Raw genomic sequence first — 25,836 nt, 5'->3', positions numbered from 1 at the left:
AGGCCGGCCGGTCGGGGAGTCGAGCCAGCGGGAGCGCGGGTCCGGGGGCGAGTCGAACCCGACCGGGAGCCGCCCTGTTCACCTCCACCGGTCAGGTCTGCGCGTTCGTCCGGGGGCGGGTCGAATAGAGGCCCCGGCCAGGAATGGCGCCGTTCCACACGGAGAGCGACACGAAAAGGGTCGCGGCCAGCACGGCCATTGTCGGGTCGGCGAAGTACCAGGCGGTGGCGGCGACCAGCGCGACCGGCAGCACGACGACGAGGACGAGGCGGGTGAGGGACCCTCCCGGCCGGGCGGCGGTGGGGTCGAACGGGCCGAACTCGGAGGTGAAGGGCGGTGTCCGCCGGGCGGTGCTGCCGGGCCAGAGGCGGCCCACGCCGGGGACGTCGACCAGGTACATCCGCCGGAAGCCGAGGCAGCGGCGCAGCTCGATCGGGAACTCGAGTCCGGCCGGCCCGCCCGTCACCATCTCGACGAGGCGGCGGTCCCAGAGGATCCGCTGATGCCGTCGTTCGCCCTGACCATCCATGATCTCCAGCCAGAGCCCCCAGGGGCCGGACCTGCGCCAGACCACGGGCGCGGCGACCCGGGCACGGGCGATGGCCGGCTCGGGCCGCCGCCGGGCGCCGGTCGCCCAGCGGCACAGCCGCCAGGTCCACACCACGCCGAGGGCGATGCCGAGCAGGAACACGAACTGGCTCCAGGAGTCGCGTTCGATCACCCACAGGACCTCGAAGCGGCTCTCGTCGACCGGCAGCGCGAACCCCGGATCCTGCGGGTCGTACCGGAACGGCACCCGGGTGCCCTCCGGGTACGCGGCGGGGTCGGTGGGGGTCACACGTACCGTCGCGGTGCGTCCGTCGGGGGCCGTCACCGTGACGCCGATACGGGGGTCGCCTTCCGAGGGCGCCCGGGTCACGACGCCGTCCCCGGTGTGGCTGAGCCGGCTCTCCTGCGTGGCGTTGTAGCGGTCGTACTCCGACATCGCGACGGCCAGTGCGGCGAGCGGTAGCAGCCAGCCGACGACAACCACCTTCCACAAGGTCCGGTTCGGGCGGGGTGGCCCGGCCGCTGACGTGGCCGTACGCAGCCGGTAGTCCATGTCCGCCGCCCGGATCACCGGCATCGCCACCACCGGCGCCAGGGACAGCCGAGCGGCCGTCTCAGCCAGGGCGGACGCCTGTGCACGAGCCACCTTGCGTGCTTCGTTGTGGATGCGCAGCAGCACGACCACCGCGGCCACGAAGACCGCGAGCATGGCGAGGCCGACCACGAGCGGTGTGGGGAACCGCTCGGACTCCAACCAGGCGATGGTTCCGCCTCGGCCGCTCACCGCCGCCCGCTCCGTAGCCTCACCAGGGTGGGATCCCACGTAGATCGGCATGATGTCGATGCCTGTGATCCGGACAGTGCCGTCGTCGGAAACGAAGGTCCCGTCGCAGGCCCACTCGTTCGGGTCAACCTCGTCGCACGTGCTGACCCGGACCTGTCCGCTGATTCCCCCGTGGTGGGCGAGATAGCCTTCGATGCCCCACACGGTCATGAGGGCGCCGATGACGAAGGTGACCACCGCGACGGTGGCAGCCCTCGGGGTTCCCGATTCCATGGACCGCCCGCCTTCCCCCAGACACGACAGCGACCACGATTGTGTCCGGGCATCGCAACAGGGCAGGATGCCCGGCCTGCTCCACCACCACGGACGAGTGACCTGCGGTCACCCGGTCAGCGCCCCCCGCAACTGGTCCAGTCCCAGTGAGCCGAGTTCCAGCGCCCGACGGTGGAACGCTCGCCGGTCGCCGCGAAAGGATGAGCGGCCGTCCAGCCACACCCGCTCACCTACCTTGTAGGCCAGCGCCTGCCCCGGCCTGCCCAGATAACGCGCCAGCTCCACGGACGCGTACGGCCCTTGATGGCAGCGGTTGCGCAGCAGACGCAGGGCGGCATCCGGGGTCCACGACGCGCCGCCACCGGACGGCACCGGCAGCCGCAGGTGCAGGCCGATGTCGAGCACGACCCGCGCCGCCCGCAGCAACTGCATGAACAGGTAACCCAGTCGTGCACCCGGCTGCTGGTAGAGCCCCAGCTCGTCCATGAACCGCTCGGCGTACAGGGCCCAGCCCTCTCGGCAGCCGGAGAGCCCGCCGAGCAGGCTCAGCCGCTGCCCGAGGCCGCCCCGGCAGGCCTCGTAGCCCATCTGGAGATGGTGGCCGGGAACCCCCTCGTGGTACGCGGTGCTGTAGGCGTACCAGGTGGGAAAGCTCGTCTGGTCCTCGGGGAGGAACCACCCGACGCGGCCCGGCCGGGTCAGGTCCTGCGACGGCCCGGTGTAGGCGGTGCCGCCCGACACGGTCACCCGGGACTCGATGCGCCGCAGCGGCTCGGGGATGTCGAAGTGCACGCCGTGCAGTTGCTCGGTGGTGGCCTCCAGCAGCTCCTGCAGCCACCCACCGAACTCGGCCCGGCTGTGCAGGGTGCCCGGCGCGTCGGGGCTGTCGAGCCGGTCGAGCACCGCGGGCACGGTCCCGCCCAGGGCCTTCGCCTCCGCGACCAGTTCCGCCTCGATCGCGGTGAACTCGTCCCAGCCCCAGTCGTAGAGTTCGCGCAGATCCGGCTCGGAAGCGAGGAAGGTCCGCACCCAGAGTGCGTACCGCTGCGGCCCGAAAGCCTCCTCGCCGCGCGCCCTCGGGGCCAGGTCCGCGGTCAGCAGCGCGGCCAGTCTCTGGTACGCCGCCCGCGCGCCCTGCGCCGCTGCCTGCAACGACGCCCGCTGCCGCCCATCGCCGTAGCGCTCCACCAGGGCGATGTCATCGTCGATCCAATTGCGACAGCGCTGGGTCACGAGCTCCACTTGGCGCCGGGTCGGCAGGTGACCGCGCTCGGCGGCGAGCAGGAGGCTGCGGGCGTACCCGTCCAGGGTTGCGGGGATCGCGGCCTGGCGCGCGCCGACACGGGCCCAGCCATCCTCGTAGGCCGCGCCCCCGGCGTCGCGGCCGGGCACCGCGGCCTCGACGGACTGGCGGATGAGCTGAAGCGGGCCGGTGGCCGCCGCATGCAGTTCGCGCAGGTCCTCCCCGGCATCGTGGAAGGCGATACGGGTGCGCAACCGTTCGGCGAGGTGAGCGTGCAGCGGGCTCGTCGCGGGCAGGTTCTCGAGCTCGCCCAGGGCGCGGGCGGCGAGATCGGCGCGCGCCTGATGGCCGTCCGGGCTGTAGTCGGTGAGTCCGTCGACCTCCTGCTCGCCGACCTCGACCGCCGCGCAAGGGTCGAGGCGGGCCACATCGCGCAGGAGTCGGCTGGCGAAGTCCTCGAGTGCGTGGAGGCCCCGTGTCAACGCGCGGCTCGGACGGCCTGCTTGCGAGCCTCCAGGAAGGCTCTCTCGGCCCCACGGTTCTCGTAGTACCAGGGGTACTCGCTGACGTACGGTCCGATTGCCGTGAAGTGTTCGGCGGCCTCGGCGTGACGCCGGGCCTTCGTCATCGCCCTGGCGAGGACCGACCGGGCTTTCAGCGCGAGGGCGTGGCTCGGCTGGCCGGGGGCGAGCCACTGGTGCACTGCGGTGTCGATGTCCCTGCGGACCTGCTCACCGGCCCACATCGCGGTGGCCTTCAGGGCGCCCGCGGTCGGGTTGAGTGCGGTTTCCTTGAGTTCCCACTCGAAATGCGCCTGCAGCGGCAGGACAGCCAGTGGTGAGCCGGGCGGCGCGGCGGCGGCAGCGCGGTAGCAGAAGTCGTACATCAGCTCGTGGCTACCAGCCCATTTCAGGCAGCTGTGCTGGAATCTCGCCTCGTGGGCCAGGTAGTTGTGCGGGTCACGGGCAACCAACTCGGTCCACCGCTGTTCGAACAGTGCCCAGGGCTCGCCTCGGCCGATCGTGAGCCAGAGGTACGTGATCCACGGCGACGGGTCGTCGACGGCGACGTGGACGGCGCGGTCGATCGCCTGCTCGGCGTCGTTCAGGATGCGAGCGAAGGCGCGAAACGCGTCAGCGGAGGTCTGACTCGCCCAGGCACCTCCTCGGGCGTTCCAGGCCCGACAGACTTCCGCTTTGGCGTGGACGACTGCGGCTTCGGCGCCCGAGGGCTCGGCTGCCAGCCATGCCCGTAGCCAGTCGGGATCCTCGGCAGCGAACTCGCCGAGCACCTCGACCCGGTGCACCCGGCGTTCCCAGTCACCGTGGGCGGCCCTGACCACTTCCCGGGCGGGTTGCCAGTCACCTGCCGCCGCCGCGTCGCGCGCCGCGGCGAGTTCGTGATCGTCGAGCGCCGCGTCAAAGGAGGGGTCGGGGCCGAACCGGGGGTCGCTGGCGCTTCGGAACAGCAGCATGGGTTCCTTCATCGAGTGCGTGTTCGGGGGTGCTGCCCAGGTTGACGCGAATGACAGCGGACGCTCGGAGCGGCGGTGGCACTGGGCCAGGATGCGGTCGTCGCGCATCTCCGGCAGCGCTGAAGATCGTACGGTACGCCTTTGCGTATGTCCTTCCTGGACGGAGCCGGACCAACAAGCTGACGGTCGTTCCCGGTGGCCGGTGTCCTGCCCTGCCGGCCACCGGAAACGTGCGGATGTCGGTATCCGGCCCCGGCTACTGCCGGGCGTGCCGCAGTGCCCAGTCGAGGGCGTAGTCGGCCACCGTCTCCCAGCCCGGCTCGGCGCAGGTCCAGTGCGACCGCTCCGGGAACTCGTGGTAGTCGGTGACCGTCCCCGGCGCCCGGTAGTGGTCGGCGTTGGACCTGTTCACCGACGGCGGCATGATGTGGTCCTTACCGCCGGCGACGAACAGCAGCGGCGCACGCTCGCTGTTGTGGAAGTTGACCCAGGTCTCCTGTTTGCCGGGCTTGAAGTTGGCGATCAGGCCGTAGGCCCAGACCCAGCTGCCCGGAGCCGGGATGGCGTACCGGTCGTAGGCGGCGCGGGCCGCGTCCTCGGGCAGCGTGTTGGTGAACGCGTAGTGGAACTGCTCGGGGGTGAACCCGGCGGCCTGGTGCCGCTTTGCCGGGTTGTTCAAGATCGGGAAGAGCGACTTGAGCTGCGACGGCGGGGTGACCCGGATGCCCTCCGGTGGCGCCGAGTCGATCACCACGCCGGCCGCGCCGTGCCCCCGGTCGAGCAGTAGCTGAGTCAGCGCGCCGCCGAACGAGTGGCCGATCAGGATCGGCTTCTCCGGCAGCCCCGTGATGATTTTCTCGAGGTGCGCAAGCGTCTCCGGAACGGTCAGCTCGGCGATCGGCGTCGGGTCCGCACGCAGCGCCTCCACCTCGACCTCGAATCCCGGGTACGCGGGCGCCAACACCGTGTGTCCCTTGGCCTGGTAGTACGGGATCCACTGCTCCCAGCTTCGAGGAGTGACCCAGAGCCCGTGGATCAGGACGATCGTGCTCATGCCTCGTACCCCTTCAGGAAGGTGAGCAGGTCGTTGCCGAGCTGCTCCTTGTGGGTGTCGGTGATGCCGTGGGGCGCACCCGGGTAGACGATCAGCTCCGCGCCCTTGACCAGAGCAGCCGAGGCCCGGCCGCCGACCGCCAACGGGACGACCTGGTCGTCGTCTCCGTGGACGACGAGGGTCGGCACGTCGAACGTCGCCAGGTCGCCACGGAAGTCGGTGGCCGAGAAGGCGGCGATCGACTCGTACGCGTTGCGGTGTCCGGACGCCATCGACTGCAGCCAGAACGCCCGCCGGATCCCCTCAGAGACCTCCACACCGTCGCGGTTGTGGCCGAAGAACGGCCCGTCGGCGAGGTCCCGGTAGAGCTGTGAACGGTCCGCCAACGACCCCGCCCGGAGGCCGTCGAACACCTCGATCGGCACGCCGTCCGGGTTGTCGTCGCGGCGGACCATCAGCGGTGGCACCGCCGAGACCAGCACCGCCTGCGCCACCCGGGAGGTGCCGTGCCGGCCGATGTACCGGGTGATCTCGCCCCCGCCGGTGGAGAAGCCGACCAGGGTCACCTCGCGCAGGTCCAGCTGCTCGATCAGGGCGGCCAGATCGTCGGCGTACGTGTCCATCTCGTTGCCGTGCCAGGTCTGGGTCGACCGGCCGTGGCCGCGCCGGTCGTGCGCGATGACCCGGAAGCCGTTCTCGGCCAGGAACAGTTGCTGCGCCTCCCAACTGTCGGAGTTCAGCGGCCAGCCGTGGCTGAGCACGACGGGGCGTCCCGTGCCCCAGTCCTTGTAGAAGATCCGGGTCCCGTCGGAGGTGGTCACGAAGCTCATCGGGCGGCCTTTCCGATCAGGTCGGCGGTCGTACGGGGCTGGGAGATCATGGCGACGTGCGAGGCCCTGACCTCGACGGTGTGTGCGCGGGCGCGCCTGGCCATGAATCGCTGCGCGGCGGCCGGGATCAGGTTGTCGTCGCGGGCGACGAGGTAGTACGACGGGATCGTCTTCCAGGCCGGGGCGCCGGACGGCTCCTCGATGGTGGTGGTGTCGCCGGGGCGCTGGGTGGCCCAGAGCAGGTCGGCGGCGGACGGCGACAGGTCACCGGCGAAGACGTGGCGGAACGCGGACCGCTTCACGTACCCGTCGACGCCGTGCGCGCCGTTCGGCAGCGCGTAGGGGCGGAAGTCCAGTGCGGCCTCGTCGAGTTGGGTGCCAGGGAAGCGGGTCTGCAGGCCGTACACGGTGTCGCCGGCCTCCGGTGCGAACGCGGCCACGTAGACCAGCGCCCTGACGTTCGGGTTGCCGGTCGCGGCGTTGGTGATCACCACGCCGCCGTAGGAGTGGGCGGCCAGCACGATCGGGCCGGTCAGGGTGGCGAGGAAGGCGGCCAGGTAGGCGGAGTCGGAGGCCACGCCGCGCAGCGGGTTCGGCGCGGCGATCGCGGTGTAGCCGTCGCGGGTCAACCGGTTGATCACCTCGGACCAGCCGGTGGCGTCGGCGAACGCGCCGTGTACCAGCACGATCGTGGGCTTCGGCCCTGTGCCGGTCGCCATGGCGGGCGAGCCGCCGACAGCGACCGCGGCGCTCACGGCGGCGGCGCCGGCGCCGGCCAGCACGGTCCGCCGGGAAACGGGAAGAGACATCGGCAGGAAAGACCTTTCATCCGTACGGCCTGATGTGGCCGTACTGAAGATGCAACCAACGCCGTACGCGCCGGACCAGGCAGGACGACCTGCAGAACTTCCGGTGGTCTTCACACCAGTCGGGCGGCGGCGGCGCGGGACAGCCCGTACACCTCGTGCCAGTGGGGCCAGAGGGCCATCGTGTCGGAGAACCAGCGCAGCGCCTCGGCGACGTCCACGACCAGCCGGTGTTCGCCGGCCTCGGCCACGATCCGCAGCGCACCGAGCCAGTTCCCCGCCTCGGTACGCAGCCACTCGCCCGCCTCCTCCAGCGTGGCGAGCGGAACCGGACCGTCCCAGCCGTCCGGCAGCGAGCCGTAGGCGGGCTCGAACCAGCGGCCCGCCACGATGGTCGTCTCCAGCAGCCAACGCGCCATCCGGGTACGGGTGGCCGCCCGCGTGCCGGCCGGTTCCTCGGCCCGTAGCCGCTCGTCCGCGAACAGCCGCAGCAGGTCGTGGAACCGGTATCGGTCGGCGCTCACGGGCTGCAGCAGGCCCAGCTCCACCAGCTCGTCCAGCAGGTCCGCGGCGTCGTACGGGTCGCAGTCGGCCAGCACGGCCGCGATCGGGGCGGCGAAGTCGACATCCGGCACGTGCGCCAGCCGCCGGAACAGGGTCCGTCCCGCCCCGGAGAGCTGCGCGTGCGACAGCGCGAACGCGGCCGCCACGCTGAGGTCGCCGACGCGCAGGGCGGCCAGCCGCCGGTCGGCGACGGCGAGCCGTTCCACCAGGTGCCGGATCGTCCACCCGGAACGGTTGGCCAGCCGGGTGCCGGCGATCCGCAACGCCAACGGCAGATGCCCGCAGAGTCGCGACACCGCCTCCACGTCGGCGGCGGCCGCTGGTTGCCCGGCCTGCCCGGCGATCGCGATCAGCAGCGCGGCGGACTCGCTCGGGGCCAGCGGGGACAGGCCCAGCCGCAGCACACCCTCCAGCCCACCGAGCACGCGCCGGCTGGTCAGCAGGACAAAATTGGCGCCCGCGCCCGGCAGCAGCGGGCGTACCTGTGTCTCGTCGGCCGCGTTGTCCAGCACCAGCAGGCACCGCCGGTCGCGCAGCGTCGCGCGTAGCTGGCTGCACCGATCCTCGTCCGAGTCGGCGATCCTGCGCGGGTTCACCCGCAGCGCCCGCAGCAGTTGCGCCGCGACCTCGCCGGCCGACGGCGGCACCGGGTCGACACCGCGCAGGTCCAGGTAGAGACACCCGCCGGGGAAGCTGTCCCGGAGCAGCTCGGCGGCCCGTACGACGAAGGCGGTCTTCCCGAGTCCCGCCTGCCCGTGCACCAGCACGACCGGCATCGGGCCGCCCCGTGTGTCCGCTGCGGCGTGCCGGCGCACCACCTCCAGCTCCGGTTCCCGGCCCACGAAGTCGGTGACGGCTCGGGGCGGCTCGCACAGGTGCGTCCGCGCGGCGGCGGTGTGCATCCGCAACGCGCGGGCGGCGTCCTCCAACCGGCGGTGCTCCTCGTCGATCACGCCGAGGGCGGTGGAGAGGGCGGCGAGCGTACGCGGCTGCGGCGCCCGGATCTGCCCCCGTTCCACGTCGCTGATCGCCCGGGTACTGACCCCGGACGCCTCCGCCAGCTGCTCCATGGTCATGCCGGCGGCGCGCCGCAGCTCGCGAAGCCGTTGTCCCAGCGGCATCCGGCCCCTCCTTGTCCGTCGTCCTCGAAACCGACGCTACGGACGGGCGGGGGGTGCTCGCGTACGTAGAACTATGTAATCCGCAGTGCCCGGGACAGCTCCGAGCGCGACCGGATGCCCAGCTTCGGGTAGATCCGGGACAGGTGGGTGGTGACCGTGCGGGGCGACAGGAACAGCCGCTCGGCGATCTCGCGGTTGCTGTGCCCCTCGGCTGCCAGCCGCGCTATCTGCGTCTCCTGCGGCGTCAGGACGGCGGCGGTCTCGGTGGGCCGGCGCAGCGATTCACCGGAGGCGCGCAGCTCGGCCCGGGACCGCTCGGCCCAGGCGGTCGCGCCGAGGGCGTCGAACGTCGCCGCGGCGGCACGCAGCAACGGCCGGGACTCGGCCGGACGTCGCCGCCGGCGCAGCCAGACGCCGTACGCGTGCTGACGGCGCGCCAGCTCGAACGGCCACCCGTCCAGCTCCTCGCCGACCGCCTTCTCGTACGCCTCGGCGGTGTCGGCCAGCATCGCGTGCGCGTACCCCAGACCGATCAGCAACGCGGGGGAGTGGCTCACCTCCGCGACCGGTGTCAGCTCGTCGACCAGCCGCCGCAGCTCCCCGGTGGCGCCGCATCCGGCCGCCGCCTCGAAAACGTATCCCACCAGCGAATACCCGGTCTGCGGGTGGTACGAGTCGTCCGAGGGGTCGAAGATCCGGCGGAACTCTCCGAACGCCTCCTCGGCCCGCCCACCGGCGAACGCGGCCATCCCGCGGACCTGCCGCACCCCGGCGAGCAGGGGGTTGCGCCCGTACGACAGCAGCATGGCCTCCGCTGCGGCGGCCCGCTCCTCGGCGGCGGCCAGCTCGCCCCGCAGCGCGTGCGCCGCTCCGGCGGCCGCCCATGCGGTCGGCACCCAGTTCGGCGTTCCGATCTCCAGCACCAGCGCCTCAGCCTCCGGCAACAGCGCCATCGCGGTCTGCGCGTCACCGAGGTACGTCGCGAGCATCGCACGGGAGATCTGGGCCCGGTAGAGCACACCGAGGCGGCCCTGCGCCCGCAGGCCGACCTCGGCGATGGCGTGGAAGTCGCACGCCATCGGGCAGTCGCCGATCGCGCCGGCGCCCAGCCCGAGCTGGTGCGTGGCGTACGGATCGGTGCCACCCCGTAGGAGGATCTCCCGCAACCGCTGGCGGGACTCCCGGCCGCGGATGACCGGCGCGATCATCGCCAGGGAGGCGGTCAGCTGTGGGTTGTCCGATACCGCCATCACCCGGTCGATCGCCGCGACCAGGCGCGCGACGGCGTCCGGGTCCGGGTCGGAATAGAGGGTACGCAGGGCGATGGCGTCCAGCAGCCGTACTGCCTTGCCGGCATCATCGACCGTGGCCAGCCCCTCGATCGCCTCCGCGAAGCGCATGAGCCGCTCGGCGCCGGACCAGTGCGTGGCGTGGTTCGCCTCGAGCAGCAGTTCGTACGCGACCCGGTCGCCCGGGGAAAGCTCATGCGGGCGAATTTCCGCCAGCAGGCGACCGGTCGCCGGGGCGTCCCCCTGCTCGGACGCCATGTCCACCGCGGCCAGCAGCCGGTGGCCGCGTGCGGCGGGATTCTCACTGAGTCGGGCGGCCTGCTCGAAAGCGGCCAACGCGATACCGGGAGCCTGCCGGTGCTGGGCCCGCGTGGCGACCTCGGTCAGCTGCCGGGCCAGTTCCTCGTCCGGCCCGCTCGCCGCCGCGGCCCGATGCCAGACGCTGCGCTCGGGATCGCCGGACAGCACCTCGGCCAGCGCGGCGTGTACCCGTCGGCGTTGCCCGGCGGTGGCCGACTGGTAGAGCGCGGAACGCAGCAGCGGATGCCGGAACCGCAACCGGAACCGGTCGTCGACCTGCACCAGCCGGGTCGCCACCCCCGGGTCGATGTCCTCGTGCCCGACCGTTCCGGTAGCCAAAAGGCGACAGGCGCTCAGCACCTCGTCCAGGTCGTCGCCGTCGTCCACAGCCGCCACCAGCAGCACCGACCGGGTGACCGCCGGCAGCTCGGCCACGAGGCCGGAGAAGGTCCGCTCCAGCCGCTCGCTCAGCGGCACCGAGGTCGGTAGGAGCGCGGCGTTGCCGGAGCGGGAAGCCGCCTCGCCCAGCTCCACCAGCCCCAGCGGATTGCCCTTCGCGACGTCGAGCACCCGTATGCGCAGGGTGGGCGTGAGCTGCGGAGCCACCCGGTCCAGCAGGGCACGCGAGTCGTCGTGGTCCAACGGGCGCAACCGCGTCTCCGGCAGGCCCGAGCGGGTCAGTCTCCGGTCGATGTCGCCGCCGTCGCGCGCGGTGAGCAGCATCGCGGCCCGCTCCGCGCCGAGCCTGCGGGCGACGAACGCCAGTGCCTCCCAGCTGCTCTCGTCCAGCCACTGCAGGTCCTCGACGGTGATCAACGTCGGGGCGTCGGCGGCGGCGACCGCGTCGAGCAGGATGGTCGCCGCGCGGAACGGCAACGTGCCCGGCGAGCTCAGGACCGTCAGGGCCACGTCGGCCAGGTCCGGCGCACCGCGCAGCACGCGATGCAGAGCCGCGTACGGAATGTGCACCTCTGCCTGGATACCGGCGGTGCCGAGCACCCGGATGCCCCGCCCGGCCGCTTCGCGGGCGGTGTGGTCCAGCAGCGCCGACTTGCCGATTCCGGCCTCGCCGTGCAGGACGAGCGCGCCGCCCTCGCCGGCCGCCGCGCCGCCGACCAGGGCCGACAGTTCCTCAAGTTCCGATCGGCGCCCGAAGATCACCCAAGCATCCTACGTTCGACACCCACCCGAACTCCTGCTCAGGCCCGACCCTGCTCCTGCGCCGGGCGACGACGGTGAATCGGTGCTCGCTCCATTGATTGCGTACCCGATCATGTCCGCAATGGTGGTTGCGGGCAATGCTCCACGGGTCGTCCGTCGGGCGTTGCCTGTCTGGGACAAGATCAGGCAAGCCTTTGAACAGGCCGGACAGGCGTGCGCTGTCCGGGACATGCATCGACGGTGGTGAACCGCCGTACCGCGTTCCTACGCTGAGCCGCGACGCCCGATCCCGTTGGCGAACCAGTCACCGGAGGAGGGCCACATGCACGGCTCGGTGGCGTCTCTGTTCCAGAGGGTCAAATCCGCCAATCGACATGAGAGCGGTCGCGGAAGGCGATCGTGTGGCGTGCGGTGTCACGGTTTTCGCGACGGGTTGGAGGAAAAGTGGGGCGCAGGAATCAGCGTGGAGCATCGAAGGAGGTCGGCATGGAGTCCGTAGGTGTGATTCGGCGCAGGTGGACGCTGCTTCTGTTGACGCTGGCGAGCGTGTTCGCGGTGACGCTCGCCGTCACCGGCCCGGCGGGCGCGGTCCCGCCGCCCGACCCCGACGTCAACCTCGCCCAGCGCGCGACGCCGGGTAGCGAGGCGAAGGTGTGCCGCAGCACGCCGACCAGTTCGATCCAGGGCTGCTTCCAGAAGTACGGCGACCGGTGGTGGATCAACCTGAGCCCGGGGTGGGACGAGGGAACCATCGAGTGGTCGAACGAGCTCTGGGGGCCCAACGACTGGGAAGAGTACCGGGACGGCACGTGCATCAGCCAAAGTTCGGGATGGGCGGCCTGCAACAAGGACTACTACGAGGACAGCACGGTACGCGATTACGGCTACCACGGCAGTCGACTGACGTTCCGAGTCTGCGCCGGAGTGTGCGTGACCGTCATTCCGTCGTACGTCTACAACGACGCCTGACGCGTTTCTGGGTGGCCGGGCCCCGTTCAGGGCCCGGCTACTTCGTATCCGGGCCGAGGCGGCGCGACCGCCTCCGATCCGGACCCCGTGCCACAGGGCCCGGCGGGAAGTTCGGCGTCTGGACCACCCGTTGATCCGACAACCCATCAGATGAAGAAGTGTCCGAGCATCGTCGGCTGTCTCATATGCCTGGTGAGGACGTAAGCCGGCTCGGATGACGGCCAGGTCGACGTTGTGTGGCGCTTCCCGTACCGCCCCTGATCGGAGGCGCAGATGACCGCCCGCGAGTACGCCGACCCCGACGAGTTCCTCGCCATGATCTCGGCCGCCATGGCTATCGTGACCGACCCGGAGCGGCGGTTCGATCTCGCCGGGCAGCAGGAAGCGGCAGAACTGCTGAGCCGTGCCGACCTGACGATGCCCTGGGTGACGGCCGAGATCCGGGACTCGGTGCTGAACATGCTGGGCGGGACGCTGGCCAACCTCTTCGAGCTGACGCACGACCGGCAGTTCATCAAGGAGGCTGTCGACGTACTGTCGCGTGCGGCGGCCGGCGGAGATCCGTACGCGCTGGCGAATCTGGGGGACGCCCTGCGTACCCGCTTCGAGCACCTGGGCGATCCCGCCGACCTGGAGCAGGCGGTATCGGTGACCCGGCGGGCACTGGCCGGCGAACTCCCACCGGTCGAGCGGGCCGGACTGCTGTCGAACCTCGGGGTCATCCTGCAGGTCCTGTTCGTGGTCGGGAGCCGGGCGCACCTGGACGAGGCCATCGAGGCGGGGGAGGCGGCGCTGCGCGAGGCACCACGTGCGGCAGAACGACCCGAGTGGCCGTCCAACCTTGCCAACACCTACAGCGTCGCGTACCTGGCCACGGGGGAGCGGTCCTACCTCGACCGGGCGATCGACCTGATGGACCTGGTCGTCGGGCGGCCGGACGTCCTCGGCCGGCAGCCGACGGCACTGCGCGCCGCGTACCTGTCGAACCTCGGCGGTGCGCTGGGCCAACGTTTCGGTCACGTCGGGGACCGAGCCGACCTCGACCGTGCCGTACAGACCTTCCGGGACGCGGTCCGGGCCGCCGGCGGCTCGGCCGACCGAGCCGGGCACCACTCGAACCTGGGTCAGGCACTCATCATGCGGTTCAACCACTTCGGCGACCTGGAGGACATCGACGAGGCGGTACGGGCCACCGAGGAGGCGGTGGCCGCGAGCCCACCGGGGCACGTCGGCCACGGGGTCCATCTCTCCGCGATGGCCACCGCACGGGTGACCCGGTTCCAGCGGACCGGCGCGCTGGCGGACCTCGACGCGGCGATCACCACCGAGCTGGCCTGCGTGTCGACCACCGGTCCGGAACACCTCGACCGGCCGGGCTGGCTCAGCAACCTCGGCGCCTCCCTCACCCTGCGCTTCGAGCGCACCGGCGACCCCGTCGACATCGACGCCGCGATCAGGTACTGCACGGAGGCGGTGGCAACTGCCGGCCCCGCGCACCCGATGCGCAGCCGGTACCTCGGCAACCTGGCGAACGCCCAGCGGCGCAAGGCGCTGCACTCCGGACGGGGCGAGGACGCCAGCGCCACGGTGGCATCCGCGCGAGCCGCGAGCGACCCGCTGCCGGCCGACCCGGCGCGGGCCGCGGTGGCGCTGAAGAACCTCGGCGCGGCGCTCGCCGTCCGCTTCGGCATCACCGGCGACGAGTCGGACCGTCTGGAGGCGGCGTGGGCGCACCGTCGGGCCGCCGGCGTACGGGCCGCGCCGACCCCGGTACGGGCGACGAGCGCGATGGGCGCGGGTGAGATCTTCGTGGCAGCGGGCAACTGGCCGGCCGCGTTGGAATGCCTCGCGGAGGCGGTCTCCCTGGTGGTCCGGCTCGCCGGACAGCGGATCGCGCGATCCAGCAGGCAGTCCCAACTCGCCCGGTTCAACGGAGCGGTACGCGACGCCGCGGCTGCCGCGATCGAGACCGGCGACCCGTACCGGGCGGTCGCCCTGCTGGAGCAGGGACGGGCGGTGCTGCTGGCCCAGTCCCTGCAGTCCCGGCAGGACCTGACCCGGGTCCGTACGCTCCGTCCGGACCTCGCCGACCGGTTCAGCCGGATCGGCGCGCTGCTCGACGCGGACAACACCGGACGGCTGATCCAGGACCCTCGGGGCGCGGATCCGGTCACCGACCTGCGCCACCGCCTCGCCGACGAGTGGGAGGAGACGGTCGCCCGGATCCGGGCCCTGCCCGGACTCGGCGGGTTCCTCCAGCCACCCGAGATCGGGGCCATCCTGCCCGCTCCCGGGCAGGGGACCATCGTCCTCGTCAACGTCTCCCGGTTCCGCAGCGACGCGCTGCTGCTCGACGCCGACGGAGTCGACCTGCTTCCGCTACCCACCCTCGGTGTCGAGGCCGTACGGGAGCGGGCCGAGGCGCTGTCCGCCGCGACCGACCCGAGCACCCACGACGGGTTGCTCACCGAGACCCTGGAATGGCTCTGGCAGCACGTCACCGGTCCGGTGATCGACCGGCTCGCCCTGCGGGCGGACCGTCCCGCACGTGTCTGGTGGGTGCCGACCGGCCCGCTGGTCGCCCTGCCGCTGCACGCCTCCGGATGTGCCGACCAGCCGGGGAGGAGCGTCCACGAGCAGGTGGTCAGCTCCTATCTGCCGACGGCGGCGGCGCTGCGTGCGTACCGGTCCGGCGAGTCCGTGACCCCGCCGCGGGCCGTACGGGCGCCCGTTGTCGTCGCGGTCGCGGACTCGCCCCACGGTGCCTTCCTGTCCGCGCCCGCCGAGACGACCAAGGTGTGGGAGAGCTTCGCCGGCACCGCACGGGTGCTCGTCGACGGTGAGGCGACCGTCGACGGCGTACTGGCAGCCCTCGCCGACAGCGAGTGGGCCCACCTGATCTGCCATGGCTTCACCAACCCGGCCGATCCGTCGGAGAGCTACCTCGCCCTCACCGGCGGCGACCTCACCGTACGGCAGCTGATCGGCCTGAATCGGCAGGACGCGCACCTGGCCTACCTGTCGGCCTGCTCGACGGCGACGGCCGGCGACGTGCTGCCGGACGAGGTGATCCACCTGTCGTCCGCGTTCCACCTCGCCGGCTTCCGTCATGTGATCGGCACCCTGTGGCCGGTCACCGACCGGGTCGCGCTGACCATGGCTGACGCGGTCTACACGTCGCTGCACGACACCCCACCCGCCGAAGCGGTCCACCGGGCGGTAACGGCGCTGCGCAGACGCTACGCCCGCCGGCCCCGGATGTGGGCCGCACACGTACACATCGGCCCCTGACGGACCACGGCGTCCGCCGCCCGTATGTGCCATCGCGGCTGTCGAACCAGTGGAACGGAACGGACCATGCGGATCAGTGAGTTGGAACGGACCATGCCGATCAGCGGGACGGAGCCGACCATGCCGACAGCCGGACAGCAGCCAGTGGGCGGAGACTAGTGGGCGGCCGGGGTCCGTGGCCCGGTGACCACGGTCGCCACGTGGACAGGTTCGGGCCCGTCGACGCCGAAACCGTCGAAGACGCCCTGGACGTGCTGCGTGACCTGGTGCTGTGGGAGCTGACCCCGCAACGCTGGGCACGGCTCCAGGAGATCCTGGAGCGGGTCGACGAGGCTCTCACCGCAGGTGACGGCGACAGTCTGCGTGAGGCGATCACGGATCTGGAGCTGAACGGGCCGGAGCGGATCATCTGGGTTGGTAGTGCCGCCGTCACCGGCATCCAGCCGAAAACCCTGGAGCGACAGAACGAGCTGGTGCACCGGCTCGTCGACGAGCGCTCGAGCCAGCGCGCCGGAGCGGAACCGACGAGGGATGACCATGGCGACGAACCAGCCCGTTGAGCAGGAGTTCATCGCCCACCTGTTCGCACCACTGACCGGACCGTACGCGGAGACGGCCCTGAGTCAGCTCCGCCGGCTGTGGAGCGACTGCCGGGACGACCTCGGCATGACCCGGGCAATCGCCGGAGTCCGGCTGAGCACCCGGTGGCCGGAGGACCCCCGGGCCGAGCCGGACGGCGCGCTCGCCGGACTGCAGGACCCGCTCTCCTTCCAGGCGCTCGTCCGCAAGGAACACGACGTGCTCAGCGTGTCGCTGGCCATGGCGTCGCCGACCGCCCCGCCCCGGTCCCGCCGGGGTATCGGGTCCGCGGCACCGCCGACCTGGCCGGAGTTCGCCCGCTGGTGGCGGCTGCTGGCCGGACGGGACCTCGGTGCGCTGCTCGGGGTGGCGACCGTCTACCAGGCCAAGGCCGCCGACCCGGCGAAGGTCGACGTCCGCGCAGCCCTGCCCAGCCAGGACGATGACGCCGCCGCCTGGTGGACGCAGTCCAGAACCGTGAACGACTTCGCGGTCTGGGAGGCGACCCCGCGCGGCGACCATCCGCACCGGCGACTCGTGGTGCTGGCCCGTCCGGACGAGGACGTCCGGCTCAGCCGGTTCACCTGGAACGAGGGGGAGACCTCGCTCCCGCCACTGGCCCGTTACCTCATGCATGCCGCCAAGCTTCGCTACCACTCCCGGGTGTACGGCGACGGGCGGGAACTGCGCCGGCTGCGCGAGCGCGTGGTCGAGCGGCTGGACCGGCTGACCGAGTTGCTGCGGACCTCCTCCGGTGGTGCCGACCGGGCCACCGAGGCGAGCGCGCTCGCCGCCGACGAGGCCGAACTCATCGCGGTGCTGGAGCGGCTGCGCCGGATGAGGCGGAGTGTCGACATCGCACGCGCCGACATGGGCGCGCTGCTGACCGAGCGGATGCCCACCGACGCGGTGCTCGGTGACTGGCTGACCGAGCAGCTCCAGGACGACGCGGAGTACCTCGAAGCGACCCGTGAGCGAGCCGAGCGGCTCCGGGCCATCACCGGTACGGCGCCAGCGCCGCCCGTACCGTCGTGGTCACCGGTGCTCAACCCGCCGGTGCCCGATCCGCCGGCCTCCCGCAGCGAGCGCTACGACCACCGGATCGGCTTCGGTATCGACGTCATCAGCTACAGCAGCCGATCCGCGCAGCAGCAGGCGGTGGTGCAGACCCGGGTGGCGGCACTGGTCGAGCGGGTGGTCCGGCGGACCGGCCTGCGGCTGGACGACACCGACCGACAGGATGCCGGGGACGGCATGCTGGTTGTCCTTCCGGCCGGGTTGGAGGTGCACCGGATCCTGCCCGAGTTGCTGCACGGTTGGCGTGCCGAACTCGTACGGGACAACGCGGCGCATCCCGAGGCCCGGATCCGGATGCGGCTCTCGGTCGCCGCCGGTCCGATCGCCGCGAGCGCGATCGGGTTCAGCGGCGGCACCGTCATCGAGGTCGGGCGCCTGCTCGACAGCGCACCACTGCGCGCACTGGCGGTCCACCATCCCGAGGCGGACGTCGTCGCCGCGATCTCGGACCGGCTCCACCTCGACGTCGTCCGCGAGGGGCATCCCGGGCTGACCGCCGACGAGTTCCAGCCGTGCCAGGTCCGGAACAAGACCTTCGAGGGCAGCGCCTGGCTCTGGACCGGTGCGGCCGTACCCGCCGCTCCCACGCAGGACCCCGGCCCGGCCGTTGCCCCGGCGGGTCGCACCGAGCGGAACGTTTTTGTCATCCACGGTCGGGACGGGCAGGCCGCCAGCGCGGTGTACGAGTTGCTCCGGGAGCTCGACCTGCGCCCGTACGACTGGAATGAGATCGTCGCCCGGACCGGGGAGCCGGTGCCGTTCCTCGGCGAGGTGTTCGAGCAGGCGTTCGCGGACAATCAGGCTGCCGTCGTGATCCTCACCCCGGACGACGGCGCCGTACTCCATCCCGACCTGCGGCATCCGGACGATGACCGGTACGAGCGGATGGCCATGGGGCAGAGCCGCCCGAACGTGTTGTTCGAGGCCGGGATGGCGCTCGCACTGCGGCGCGACCGGACGCTCGTGGTCGAGATCGGCAACCTGCGACCGTTTGCCCACCTGGGCGGCCGCGATGTCGTCCGGTTCACCGCCGATCCGGACCAGCACCTGGTGAACATCCACAAGATCGCCCAACGGTTGCGCAACGCCGGGTGCGCGGTCGACACCGACGGTACGCGCTGGCTGGACACCTCGCGCTTCCGTGACCTGGACGCGTACACCAGGATGTTCGACCCGGACGAACCCGCCGGCCCGCGGCGCTGATGGCCGCCGCACCACCACGGCGGCGTCTATCCGGTTGTCAGGCGCGGACCGTTCGGCACCGCCGGTTGGGGGATCGGCGGGTTGGCGTCCGTCGCGGCCTGGACGAACTCCTGGATCCGGGTGGTCGTGTTCGCCTCCAGCCAGATCGGTCCTCGTTCGATGGGCGGGGCGTCGTGGATCGGTACGTAGACGATGTCGGGGCGAGGGTAGTAGCGCTCGGTCTGCTCGCCCACCGGCAGCACGCCCCGGCCCATCGCGACGAGTGACAGCATCTCGGAGAAGGTGTTGCCGTGCGGGCCCTTCATGGTGGGGCGGCCATCCGGCGTGTGCTCGGGTGTCCGGTCCCGCTTGAACGCCGCCGACGTAATCGCCGGGTACTGGACCACCGGATGGTCGGCGAGCACCTCCAGCGAGACCGATTCGGCATCCGCCAGCGGGTGGGTCGCGGCGACGGCCAGGACGCGCCGTTCCACCATGAGCGCGGGCCCGCGAGCCATGCCGTCGAACGGGTACGAGGCGACGAGGATGTCGATCGAGCCGTCCAACAGGCTGGCCCGTGAGCTGGACAGTTGCACCTCGCGTACGTCCACGTCGCAGTCGGGGTGCCGGGCGGTGAACAACCTCACCGCCTTGAGCAGCACCGGTGCCAGGTACTCACCGAGGAACGCCACCCGGAGCTGGCCGGTCACGCCACGGCCCGCCTCTACGGCTCGGCGCAGCGCCGTGTCCATCTGCTCGACCAGCGGGGCCAGGTCGTCGGCCAACTGCCGGCCGATGGGCGTGATGCGGACGACCCGACTGGTGCGCTCGAACAGCGGAGCCCCGATCCGCCGTTCCAGCTTCCTGATGACGTGGCTGATCCGGCCGGTGGTCACTCGCAGGCGTTCGGCGGTACGACCGAAGTGCAGCTCCTCGGCGAGCGTCAGGAAGGTCTCGATCTCGTGGCGCTCCAGCATCCTGCCGCTCTTTCGTTGAATCCGGTTCAACGATCGTAATCCGATCATGGCTTGGTCGGGGTCGCCGTCTCGCGAATCGTTAGGGGCGTCACCGGGGCCACCGGACAGGCAGGCAGCAATGGCGCACCGGGGCTCCCCGCAGATCGAGAAGGAAAGATCATGAAGGCGACAAGCATCAACGATTTCCTGGCCGGACTCGACGCCCCGTTGAGGGAGACGGCCGAGGCGGTCCGCCCGGTCATCGACGGGACGCTGACCGACGCGACCGGGGTGATGTGGCACGGCCACCCGGTGTGGGGCCTCGGCGAGGTCCCGGGACAACGGCCGATCTGCCTGCTCAAGGCCTACACCTCGTACGTCACCTTCGGGCTGTGGCGCGGCCGGGAGGTCACCGATCGCTCCGGCCGTCTGATCCCGGGGGCCCGGCAGATGGCCTCGGTACGGCTGTCCACCACCGGGGACATCGACGGGCCGCTCTTCGTCGACTGGCTGCGCCAGGCGCGGGCCCTGGAGGGAAAGTGAGCACCGTGCGGGTCAGGGAACTCGACCACCTGGTCCTCAACGTCGAGGACGTCGAGCGATCACTCGCCTTCTACTGCGCGACGCTCGGCCTCGAACCCATGCGGGTCGACCAGTGGCGGGCCGGGCGGATCGGCTTCCCCTCCGTCCGGATCAGCCCGGACACCATCATCGATCTGGTCCAGCGCCGCCGAGGCGAGTCGAACGTTGACCACATCTGCCTGGTGGTCGACCCGCTGGACTGGCACGACGTCATCGCGTCCGGTGTGTTCACCGTCCTCGAAGGACCGGTGGGCCGCTACGGCGCCCGGGGCGAGGGCCTCTCCCTCTACGTCCAGGACCCGGACCGCAACACCGTCGAACTCCGCTGGTATCCGGCGGACGCGCAACCGACGACAGTCCCGAACCCGTAACGACAGCTTTGGAGAATCAGGTGTCCCTCACCACCGCCGTCGGCGCGTCTGCCGAACCCGCCGCCGGCACACGTACAAGGCCGCCCCGCCTTACCTCCGTCCTACTCGCGGCGGGTGTGCTCGCCGGGCCGCTGTTCCTGGCCACGACCCTTCTCCAACTCGCCCTGAAGGCCGACATCGGGCCGTCGCTTGACGCGACACGTATGTCGTGTAATCTAACTGCCGTGACCGGGAACATCGAACGAACGGGAGGTCGACCGTGCGCTCCGCCGAGGAACTCAGGTACCTGATCCTGGCCGCTCAACGCGAAGGTAATCGCCTGCTCGGACAGGCGCTGCGGCCACTCGGCCTCACCCCGTCCCAGGCCGAGGTTATCCGGATCCTCGAAGACCGCGGTCCGCTCACTCTCAACGGCCTGGGTGAGCTGCTCGTCTGCGAGAGCGGCAACAGCCCGAGCCGGCTCGTCGACCGGCTGGTCGCCGTTGGCCTGGTCGACCGCAAGGTGGCGATGCACGACCGCCGCCATGTCGAGGTGTCCATCACCGAGGAGGGCGCCCGCCTGTGCCGGCGGGTCGCGGAGATCGAGGACGACCTTTACCGGTCGATCGACGCGGCGGCCGAGAAGCGCGACCTCGGACAGATTCGCGGCTTCCTGTGGGACTTCGTCCGCGACCTGCCCGCTGGCCAGGCCGTCGCCCGGCGCGCGGAAGCCGACCGACAAGAGACGGATGTACGCGACCCGCGGGAGTGATCTCCCGCTGGGCGAATTCGACCCCGATCGAACCGTAGAACTGAAGGAGCAGGAAATGACCTTTCACATCTCGCTGGACATCCGCCGCCCCGTTTCGGAGGTGTTCGCGTTTCTCGCCGACTTCCGGAACATGCCCCGCTGGTACGAGGCGGTGGAGCAGGTCACCGCCTCGGCCGACGGCTCCCACTTCCACCTCGTACGGTCGTTGCCCGGTGGGCGCGCCCACAACGACGTCGAGATGACCTCCTACCGGCAGGACGAGGAGGTCACGTTCGCCTCGATCAACGGTCCGACGCCGTTCCGATACAGGTACCGGTTCGAGTCGCTGCCGACCGGGACGAGACTGACCCTTGACGGCAGCATCAGCGGACAGGGGCTGCCCGGGCCCGCCGCGCACCTCGGAGGTCTCGCGGAACGGCTGTTCGGCGTGGGTATGAAGAAGAACATGCAGGAGTTGCGACGCATCCTCGAGGCGGCGCCGGGCGCGACCGGCGGCCGTACCGCAGGGATCTAGTGGGTTGGACCGGGTTTTTTTTGGCAAAATACATGTCGTGTAATTTAATGTTTCGACACACAGATTAAAGGAGACTCCAACATGGCCCGTGCTTCATTTCCGGCTGCCGTCGCGGTCGCCGCGTCGGCGGTCGTGCTGCTGACCGCCTGCGGCGGAGCCGGCGCGGACGGGGTGGACAAGGCGGATCCGTCGGCCAGTGCGACGCCCGGCGGCACTGTCTCGCCGAGCGTCACCGCGAGCCCGGCTACGGCGACCGACTCGGCCCAACGGCCGGCGATCACGCTCCCCGCCGGGACGGAGAACGTCTTCGAGGGGCAGCACACCGGTGATCCGAAGAAGGACGCCGTACTGGCCGACAACGCGGAGTGGGTCAACTCCATGGACGAGGCGATTCTCAAGGGATCACAAACTCCGGCCATCGGTTTCTACAGCACTGACAGGGCCCTGGAAGGCTCCGTCACCTTCGTCCAGGGATACCTGGACAAGGGTCACACCTGGGTCGGCGTCACCCGATTCTTCGACCGGAGGGTCAGCTTCAACAAGGACGGATCCGCCGGACTCATCTACTGCTCCGACGAGACCAAGTCGTACATCAAGGATCGGAAGACGGGAAAGGTCAACTATAAGAACGCCGACGATCCGGGCGACGACTACGTGCTCTACAACACGAGACTGGTGCAGAACGCGCAAGGCGTCTGGCAGACCACCAGCGTGGTCTCGGATCGAGGAGCCGAGCAGTGCCAGCCGTAGACGCCGCCGAGGGCACCCGTCGCCCGTCGACCGTCCGAGGTCGCCGAGCGGGTCGATAATGGATCTCGTCCGGACGCGTACGCGGGCACAATGATCGCCGTGCTTGCCGCCACCCGTACCCTGCTGAACTCGCTCGATCCGCTGCCGTACGGCAGGCGGATGAACCGCCTCGCGGACTGGGCGCGTACCGCCCCCGACCGTGCCCGGGTCTGCGCCGACCTGCGCGAGCAAGGGTCCTACGAGCGGCAGCTCGCCCTGGTCGCCGCGATGGTGACCCGGGACGGCGACGGCATCGCCGCTGCGGTGCGTGATCCTGATCCGTCGCTCAGGAGCGCGGCGCTCATCGCTGCGGTGCGGGCCGGGATCCCGGTCGGCAGTCACGTGGACCGGCCGGCGGTGGAGCGGCGCCGCGTCTATCGGGCCCTGCGCCGCAGGCGGGCGCCGGCCGTCGCCGACGCGCTGATCGGCGAGATCCGCGCCCGGGTCGGCGACGAGGAGGCCGCCGCGCTGCTGCCGGCCTGCGGCGCCGATACGGTACGGGCACTCCTGCCCGACCTGGAGCACGCACTCAACCTCGAGCGGCTGGTCCGCTGGCACCCGGACCCGCTGCTGGACCGGGTGCGCGAGCGGCTGGCTGCGGCCACGCCCGAGTTGCGCGGAAGGATCTGGGCGACTGCCGCCGGTGCGGTGCTGCGGTGTGATCCCGCGCAGGTGCTCGACCTCCTCGAACGGTACGCACCCGAGGAGTCGATGCCCGGCCCGCTCACCGCGTACGGAATGCTCGCCGCACATGACGCGGGTCGCGTCGTACGCCTGCTCACCACGCCGGGCCGCGCGGCCTGGCTGCGGCGGACCGTGCTGCCACCGGCCCTGCTGCGTCGCCTCGCGACACTGCCGACCGAGGAGCTGGCGCCGCTCGCCGGCCGGCTCCGCGAGAACAGCCGGGCGCTGGCCGCGCTCCTGGACGCCGTCGCGCCGAGCCGCCGTGCCGAGCTGTACGACCTGGCCGTGGCCGACGCCGACACGGCCGCGCTGATACCGGCTGCCGAGATCATGGAGGTGCTGCCGGTCGCGATCCGGATCCGCGAGGCGACCCGGGTCCTGGCCCTGTCGAAGACCCGGGAGTGGGAGGCCGAGGTGCGCACCTGGAGTGCGTACCTCGCCTGGCCGGAGGCGTCCGAGGCGCTGAACGTCGCGCTCCGCTCGGGTGAGGCCGACGAGCGGGCGCACGGCTACGTGCTGCTGGCGGAGGCCGCCCGCCGCTCCCGCGACCCGCAGGCCGTGGCAGAGGTGATCCGCCGGCTCGGCCGGCTACGCAACGAACAGGATCCGGTACGCGCCGCCGCGCTCACCGCGTTGGCGAAGGTGGCACCGCTGCTCACCTCGGACACGGCGGCCGGGCTCACCGCGCTGACCACCGACGCGGTCGACGCCCGTGACGCCTCCGTCGCCACCACGACAGCACTGAGCACGCTCGCCGCCGACGTCCTGCAGCATCACGTCGCCGTACCGGAGCTGCGCGAGTGGTCGCTGCTCACGATCGACCTGGTGAGCACCGGCGCGAGCGCGCCGGTCCTGCGCCGGTTCGACACGGTGCTGCGCCGTGGGCAGGAGACGATGGTCTTCGAACGGCTGCGTGGCTGGGTCGAGGCCGGCATCGCCCGCGGCCGGTACGGTCCCCTCTTCGCGCTCACCCACGCGTTCGGGAACCGGGCCTGGCGGCTGCCGCAGTTGCAGGAACTGCTGCGTCGGGCGATCGGCCCGCGCACCCTGCCCTCGGTGGCCCGGACGGCGATCGAGCTGTGGCTCGACGATCCCCGTACGCGTTCCGAGCGGGTCGCCGAGGTGGTCAGGACCGAGGCGACGGCGGTGACGATCCACCAGGTGTGGGGGACGATCTGCACCTCCCGTACCGACCTGCTCGACCGGGCGCTGGACCGCCTTCCGCGCGGCCGGTTCGTGGAACGGGGAAAGCGATGGGTGCCCGGCCGGGCGCAGCACGCCGAACGCTGGCTGCCCCGCCAGCAGGCCCGGTTCGTGGACCTGCAGGGGCTGATCGTCGCCGACTCCGGGCAGGAGGTTTGGCAGCGCGCGGCGGCGATCCGGGCCGCCGCCCGTGTCCCCGGCGCGGGCCGCGAACTGGTGCTGCGCCACGTCGACGCCCCGGAGGTGGCGATCGCCGAAGCGGCGCTGGGCGCGCTGGTCTGGACCGACCGTCCGGACGAGGCACTGCCGGTGCTGCTCCGGTACGCCGACGGCGACCGGGCGCGGGTCGCGCTGTACGCCGCCGGAAGGGCTGCCCGGCACGTCCCGCCGTCCCGGCTGGCCGATCTGCTCGGCGGGGTGGTGACCGGTCCCGCGAAGGTCACGAGCAGGAAGGAGGCGGCCCGGCTGCTGGCACGCTACGGGCCACCGCAGGCGATGGCGACGCTGCTCGACGCGTACACGCATCCGGACGCGCACCGCGACGTGCGGGCGGCGATCGTCTCCGCCGCGCGGCAGCGGCTGCAGACCGAGGCGAGCTGGACCATCGTGCGGACGGCGGTCGACGGCAGCCGGGAGGAGCGGCGCGCGGTGCTGGGCGTGTACCCGTCCACGATCCCGGAACGGCACCGCCCGCGCTACGGCGCGCTCATCGTGGCGGCCTGCCGCGCCGACGACCGGGAGGTCCGACGTACGGCCTTCGGCCAGCTCGGGGGATGGTCGCCGTGGCTCACCGGGATCACCGACCTGATCGTGGACCGGCTCACCGACCTCGGCGAGACGATGGTGCACCTCCAGGTCGCCAACCTGCTGAGGGCCGGCGGCGACCCGGTACTCGGCGCCGCGCTGGCCCGGCTCGTGGACCGCGACGCCAATGACGATCATCCTGGCGACCCGGCCACGGACCGCTCGGCCCGACGCCGCATCGAACTCCTCGCACGCGGCGCGGTGGTCCGGTCCGGGAACCGGCCGGCCAACGCCGACCGTGCCGCGCTGGTCGAATCGGCGCGGTGGCTCGCCGGCCAGCCCGCCTTCGCCGGTACGGCCACGGGGCTGCTGGTCAACCTGGGCCGGCTGGACAACCTGGACGAGATCGCCGGACTGTGTACGGGTCGGCCCGTCCTCGCGACCCGTACCGCCGAACACGTCGGCGCCCGGCTACGGGGCCTGCGTGAGTGGCCCGACCCGGCGATCCTTGCCGAGACCGTCACGCGACTGGCGGAACGTGGCGACCTTGCCGGCGGGCTGTTCGCGGTGGCACTGGTCCGGCACGGGGCCGGCTTCGGTTGGAAGGCGCCGTGGCGGGACCTGCTGATCGGGCTGCGCCGGCACCCCGACGCCGACGTACGCGAGGAGGCGTACGCCCTCGACATGAGCTGACCG

Annotated in this window: 19 protein-coding genes; 10 read left to right on the top strand and 9 right to left on the bottom strand. The window is 71.5% G+C overall.

The window, feature by feature from the left end; all coding sequences use genetic code 11:
* Positions 1 to 91: 91 nt before the first annotated feature.
* From OIE47_RS03350 to OIE47_RS03315, 8 genes are all read right to left on the bottom strand, one after another.
* The gene (locus OIE47_RS03350; RefSeq protein WP_326560004.1) at positions 92 to 1,606 is read right to left on the bottom strand and encodes a hypothetical protein; all 1,515 of its coding nucleotides are present in this window, start codon (positions 1,604 to 1,606) and stop codon (positions 92 to 94) included.
* Positions 1,607 to 1,714: 108 nt separating this feature from the next.
* Complete coding sequence (locus tag OIE47_RS03345; RefSeq protein WP_326560003.1) at positions 1,715 to 3,331, bottom strand: DUF885 domain-containing protein; 1,617 nt, start codon at positions 3,329 to 3,331, stop codon at positions 1,715 to 1,717.
* A complete protein-coding gene (locus tag OIE47_RS03340; protein ID WP_326560002.1) occupies positions 3,328 to 4,323 on the bottom strand; it encodes a hypothetical protein in 996 nt (331 codons plus the stop codon). Before OIE47_RS03340 ends, OIE47_RS03345 begins: the two co-directional genes overlap by 4 nt.
* Positions 4,324 to 4,579: 256 nt before the next feature.
* Positions 4,580 to 5,377, bottom strand: a complete 798-nt coding sequence (locus OIE47_RS03335; RefSeq protein WP_326560001.1) for an alpha/beta hydrolase — start codon at positions 5,375 to 5,377, stop codon at positions 4,580 to 4,582.
* Positions 5,374 to 6,315, bottom strand: a complete 942-nt coding sequence (locus OIE47_RS03330; RefSeq protein WP_442792128.1) for an alpha/beta fold hydrolase — start codon at positions 6,313 to 6,315, stop codon at positions 5,374 to 5,376. Before OIE47_RS03330 ends, OIE47_RS03335 begins: the two co-directional genes overlap by 4 nt.
* Positions 6,204 to 7,016, bottom strand: a complete 813-nt coding sequence (locus tag OIE47_RS03325; protein ID WP_326559999.1) for an alpha/beta fold hydrolase — start codon at positions 7,014 to 7,016, stop codon at positions 6,204 to 6,206. Before OIE47_RS03325 ends, OIE47_RS03330 begins: the two co-directional genes overlap by 112 nt.
* Before the next feature lie 110 nt (positions 7,017 to 7,126).
* A complete protein-coding gene (locus OIE47_RS03320; protein WP_326559998.1) occupies positions 7,127 to 8,698 on the bottom strand; it encodes a helix-turn-helix domain-containing protein in 1,572 nt (523 codons plus the stop codon).
* A 71-nt stretch (positions 8,699 to 8,769) separates the two neighbouring features.
* The gene (locus OIE47_RS03315) at positions 8,770 to 11,448 is read right to left on the bottom strand and encodes an AAA family ATPase (RefSeq protein WP_326559997.1); all 2,679 of its coding nucleotides are present in this window, start codon (positions 11,446 to 11,448) and stop codon (positions 8,770 to 8,772) included.
* Positions 11,449 to 11,934: 486 nt separating this feature from the next.
* Here OIE47_RS03315 and OIE47_RS03310 point away from each other — a divergent pair, with 486 nt between their 5' ends.
* From OIE47_RS03310 to OIE47_RS03295, 4 genes are all read left to right on the top strand, one after another.
* On the top strand, positions 11,935 to 12,417 hold the full coding sequence (locus tag OIE47_RS03310) for a hypothetical protein (protein WP_326559996.1): 483 nt from the start codon (positions 11,935 to 11,937) through the stop codon (positions 12,415 to 12,417).
* A gap of 273 nt (positions 12,418 to 12,690) precedes the next feature.
* Complete coding sequence (locus OIE47_RS03305) at positions 12,691 to 15,708, top strand: CHAT domain-containing tetratricopeptide repeat protein (RefSeq protein ID WP_326559995.1); 3,018 nt, start codon at positions 12,691 to 12,693, stop codon at positions 15,706 to 15,708.
* Between the two features lie 200 nt (positions 15,709 to 15,908).
* Complete coding sequence (locus tag OIE47_RS03300) at positions 15,909 to 16,268, top strand: CATRA system-associated protein (RefSeq protein ID WP_326559994.1); 360 nt, start codon at positions 15,909 to 15,911, stop codon at positions 16,266 to 16,268.
* Positions 16,246 to 18,567 (top strand): CATRA conflict system CASPASE/TPR repeat-associated protein, encoded by a 2,322-nt coding sequence (locus tag OIE47_RS03295; RefSeq protein WP_326559993.1) that lies wholly within the window; start codon positions 16,246 to 16,248, stop codon positions 18,565 to 18,567. The genes OIE47_RS03300 and OIE47_RS03295 overlap by 23 nt, the downstream gene beginning before the upstream one ends.
* Before the next feature lie 26 nt (positions 18,568 to 18,593).
* Here the strand turns inward: OIE47_RS03295 and OIE47_RS03290 are convergent, their stop codons facing one another.
* Entirely contained in the window at positions 18,594 to 19,523 is a 930-nt protein-coding gene (locus OIE47_RS03290) for a LysR family transcriptional regulator (RefSeq protein WP_326559992.1), read from the bottom strand.
* Positions 19,524 to 19,682: 159 nt separating this feature from the next.
* Here OIE47_RS03290 and OIE47_RS03285 point away from each other — a divergent pair, with 159 nt between their 5' ends.
* The 6 genes from OIE47_RS03285 to OIE47_RS03260 all read left to right on the top strand — a co-directional run bounded on the left by OIE47_RS03285 (position 19,683) and on the right by OIE47_RS03260 (position 25,833).
* Complete coding sequence (locus OIE47_RS03285; RefSeq protein ID WP_326559991.1) at positions 19,683 to 20,045, top strand: DUF1801 domain-containing protein; 363 nt, start codon at positions 19,683 to 19,685, stop codon at positions 20,043 to 20,045.
* Positions 20,042 to 20,455 (top strand): VOC family protein, encoded by a 414-nt coding sequence (locus OIE47_RS03280; protein ID WP_326559990.1) that lies wholly within the window; start codon positions 20,042 to 20,044, stop codon positions 20,453 to 20,455. Before OIE47_RS03285 ends, OIE47_RS03280 begins: the two co-directional genes overlap by 4 nt.
* Before the next feature lie 259 nt (positions 20,456 to 20,714).
* Positions 20,715 to 21,206 (top strand): MarR family winged helix-turn-helix transcriptional regulator, encoded by a 492-nt coding sequence (locus OIE47_RS03275; RefSeq protein WP_326559989.1) that lies wholly within the window; start codon positions 20,715 to 20,717, stop codon positions 21,204 to 21,206.
* 55 nt (positions 21,207 to 21,261) lie between these two features.
* On the top strand, positions 21,262 to 21,720 hold the full coding sequence (locus OIE47_RS03270; protein WP_326559988.1) for an SRPBCC family protein: 459 nt from the start codon (positions 21,262 to 21,264) through the stop codon (positions 21,718 to 21,720).
* An 81-nt stretch (positions 21,721 to 21,801) separates the two neighbouring features.
* Entirely contained in the window at positions 21,802 to 22,470 is a 669-nt protein-coding gene (locus OIE47_RS03265) for a hypothetical protein (RefSeq protein WP_326559987.1), read from the top strand.
* Positions 22,471 to 22,560: 90 nt separating this feature from the next.
* Entirely contained in the window at positions 22,561 to 25,833 is a 3,273-nt protein-coding gene (locus tag OIE47_RS03260; protein ID WP_326559986.1) for a hypothetical protein, read from the top strand.
* Positions 25,834 to 25,836 lie beyond the last annotated feature (3 nt).

The sequence above is a fragment of the Micromonospora sp. NBC_01796 genome (assembly GCF_035917455.1).
In the GTDB taxonomy this organism is placed as follows: domain Bacteria; phylum Actinomycetota; class Actinomycetes; order Mycobacteriales; family Micromonosporaceae; genus Micromonospora_G.
This window is presented reverse-complemented; position numbering and strand designations above follow the sequence as displayed.

Excerpts from the sequence above, each read along its gene's own strand:
- OIE47_RS03350 (WP_326560004.1), bottom strand. The coding sequence starts at position 1,606 with ATGGAATCGGGAACCCCGAGGGCTGCCACCGTCGCGGTGGTCACCTTC.
- OIE47_RS03340 (WP_326560002.1), bottom strand. The coding sequence starts at position 4,323 with ATGCTGCTGTTCCGAAGCGCCAGCGACCCCCGGTTCGGCCCCGACCCC.
- OIE47_RS03335 (WP_326560001.1), bottom strand. The coding sequence starts at position 5,377 with ATGAGCACGATCGTCCTGATCCACGGGCTCTGGGTCACTCCTCGAAGC.
- OIE47_RS03325 (WP_326559999.1), bottom strand. The coding sequence starts at position 7,016 with ATGTCTCTTCCCGTTTCCCGGCGGACCGTGCTGGCCGGCGCCGGCGCC.
- OIE47_RS03320 (WP_326559998.1), bottom strand. The coding sequence starts at position 8,698 with ATGCCGCTGGGACAACGGCTTCGCGAGCTGCGGCGCGCCGCCGGCATG.
- OIE47_RS03310 (WP_326559996.1), top strand. The coding sequence starts at position 11,935 with ATGGAGTCCGTAGGTGTGATTCGGCGCAGGTGGACGCTGCTTCTGTTG.
- OIE47_RS03305 (WP_326559995.1), top strand. The coding sequence starts at position 12,691 with ATGACCGCCCGCGAGTACGCCGACCCCGACGAGTTCCTCGCCATGATC.
- OIE47_RS03295 (WP_326559993.1), top strand. The coding sequence starts at position 16,246 with ATGGCGACGAACCAGCCCGTTGAGCAGGAGTTCATCGCCCACCTGTTC.
- OIE47_RS03290 (WP_326559992.1), bottom strand. The coding sequence starts at position 19,523 with ATGCTGGAGCGCCACGAGATCGAGACCTTCCTGACGCTCGCCGAGGAG.
- OIE47_RS03285 (WP_326559991.1), top strand. The coding sequence starts at position 19,683 with ATGAAGGCGACAAGCATCAACGATTTCCTGGCCGGACTCGACGCCCCG.
- OIE47_RS03270 (WP_326559988.1), top strand. The coding sequence starts at position 21,262 with ATGACCTTTCACATCTCGCTGGACATCCGCCGCCCCGTTTCGGAGGTG.
- OIE47_RS03265 (WP_326559987.1), top strand. The coding sequence starts at position 21,802 with ATGGCCCGTGCTTCATTTCCGGCTGCCGTCGCGGTCGCCGCGTCGGCG.
- OIE47_RS03260 (WP_326559986.1), top strand. The coding sequence starts at position 22,561 with ATGATCGCCGTGCTTGCCGCCACCCGTACCCTGCTGAACTCGCTCGAT.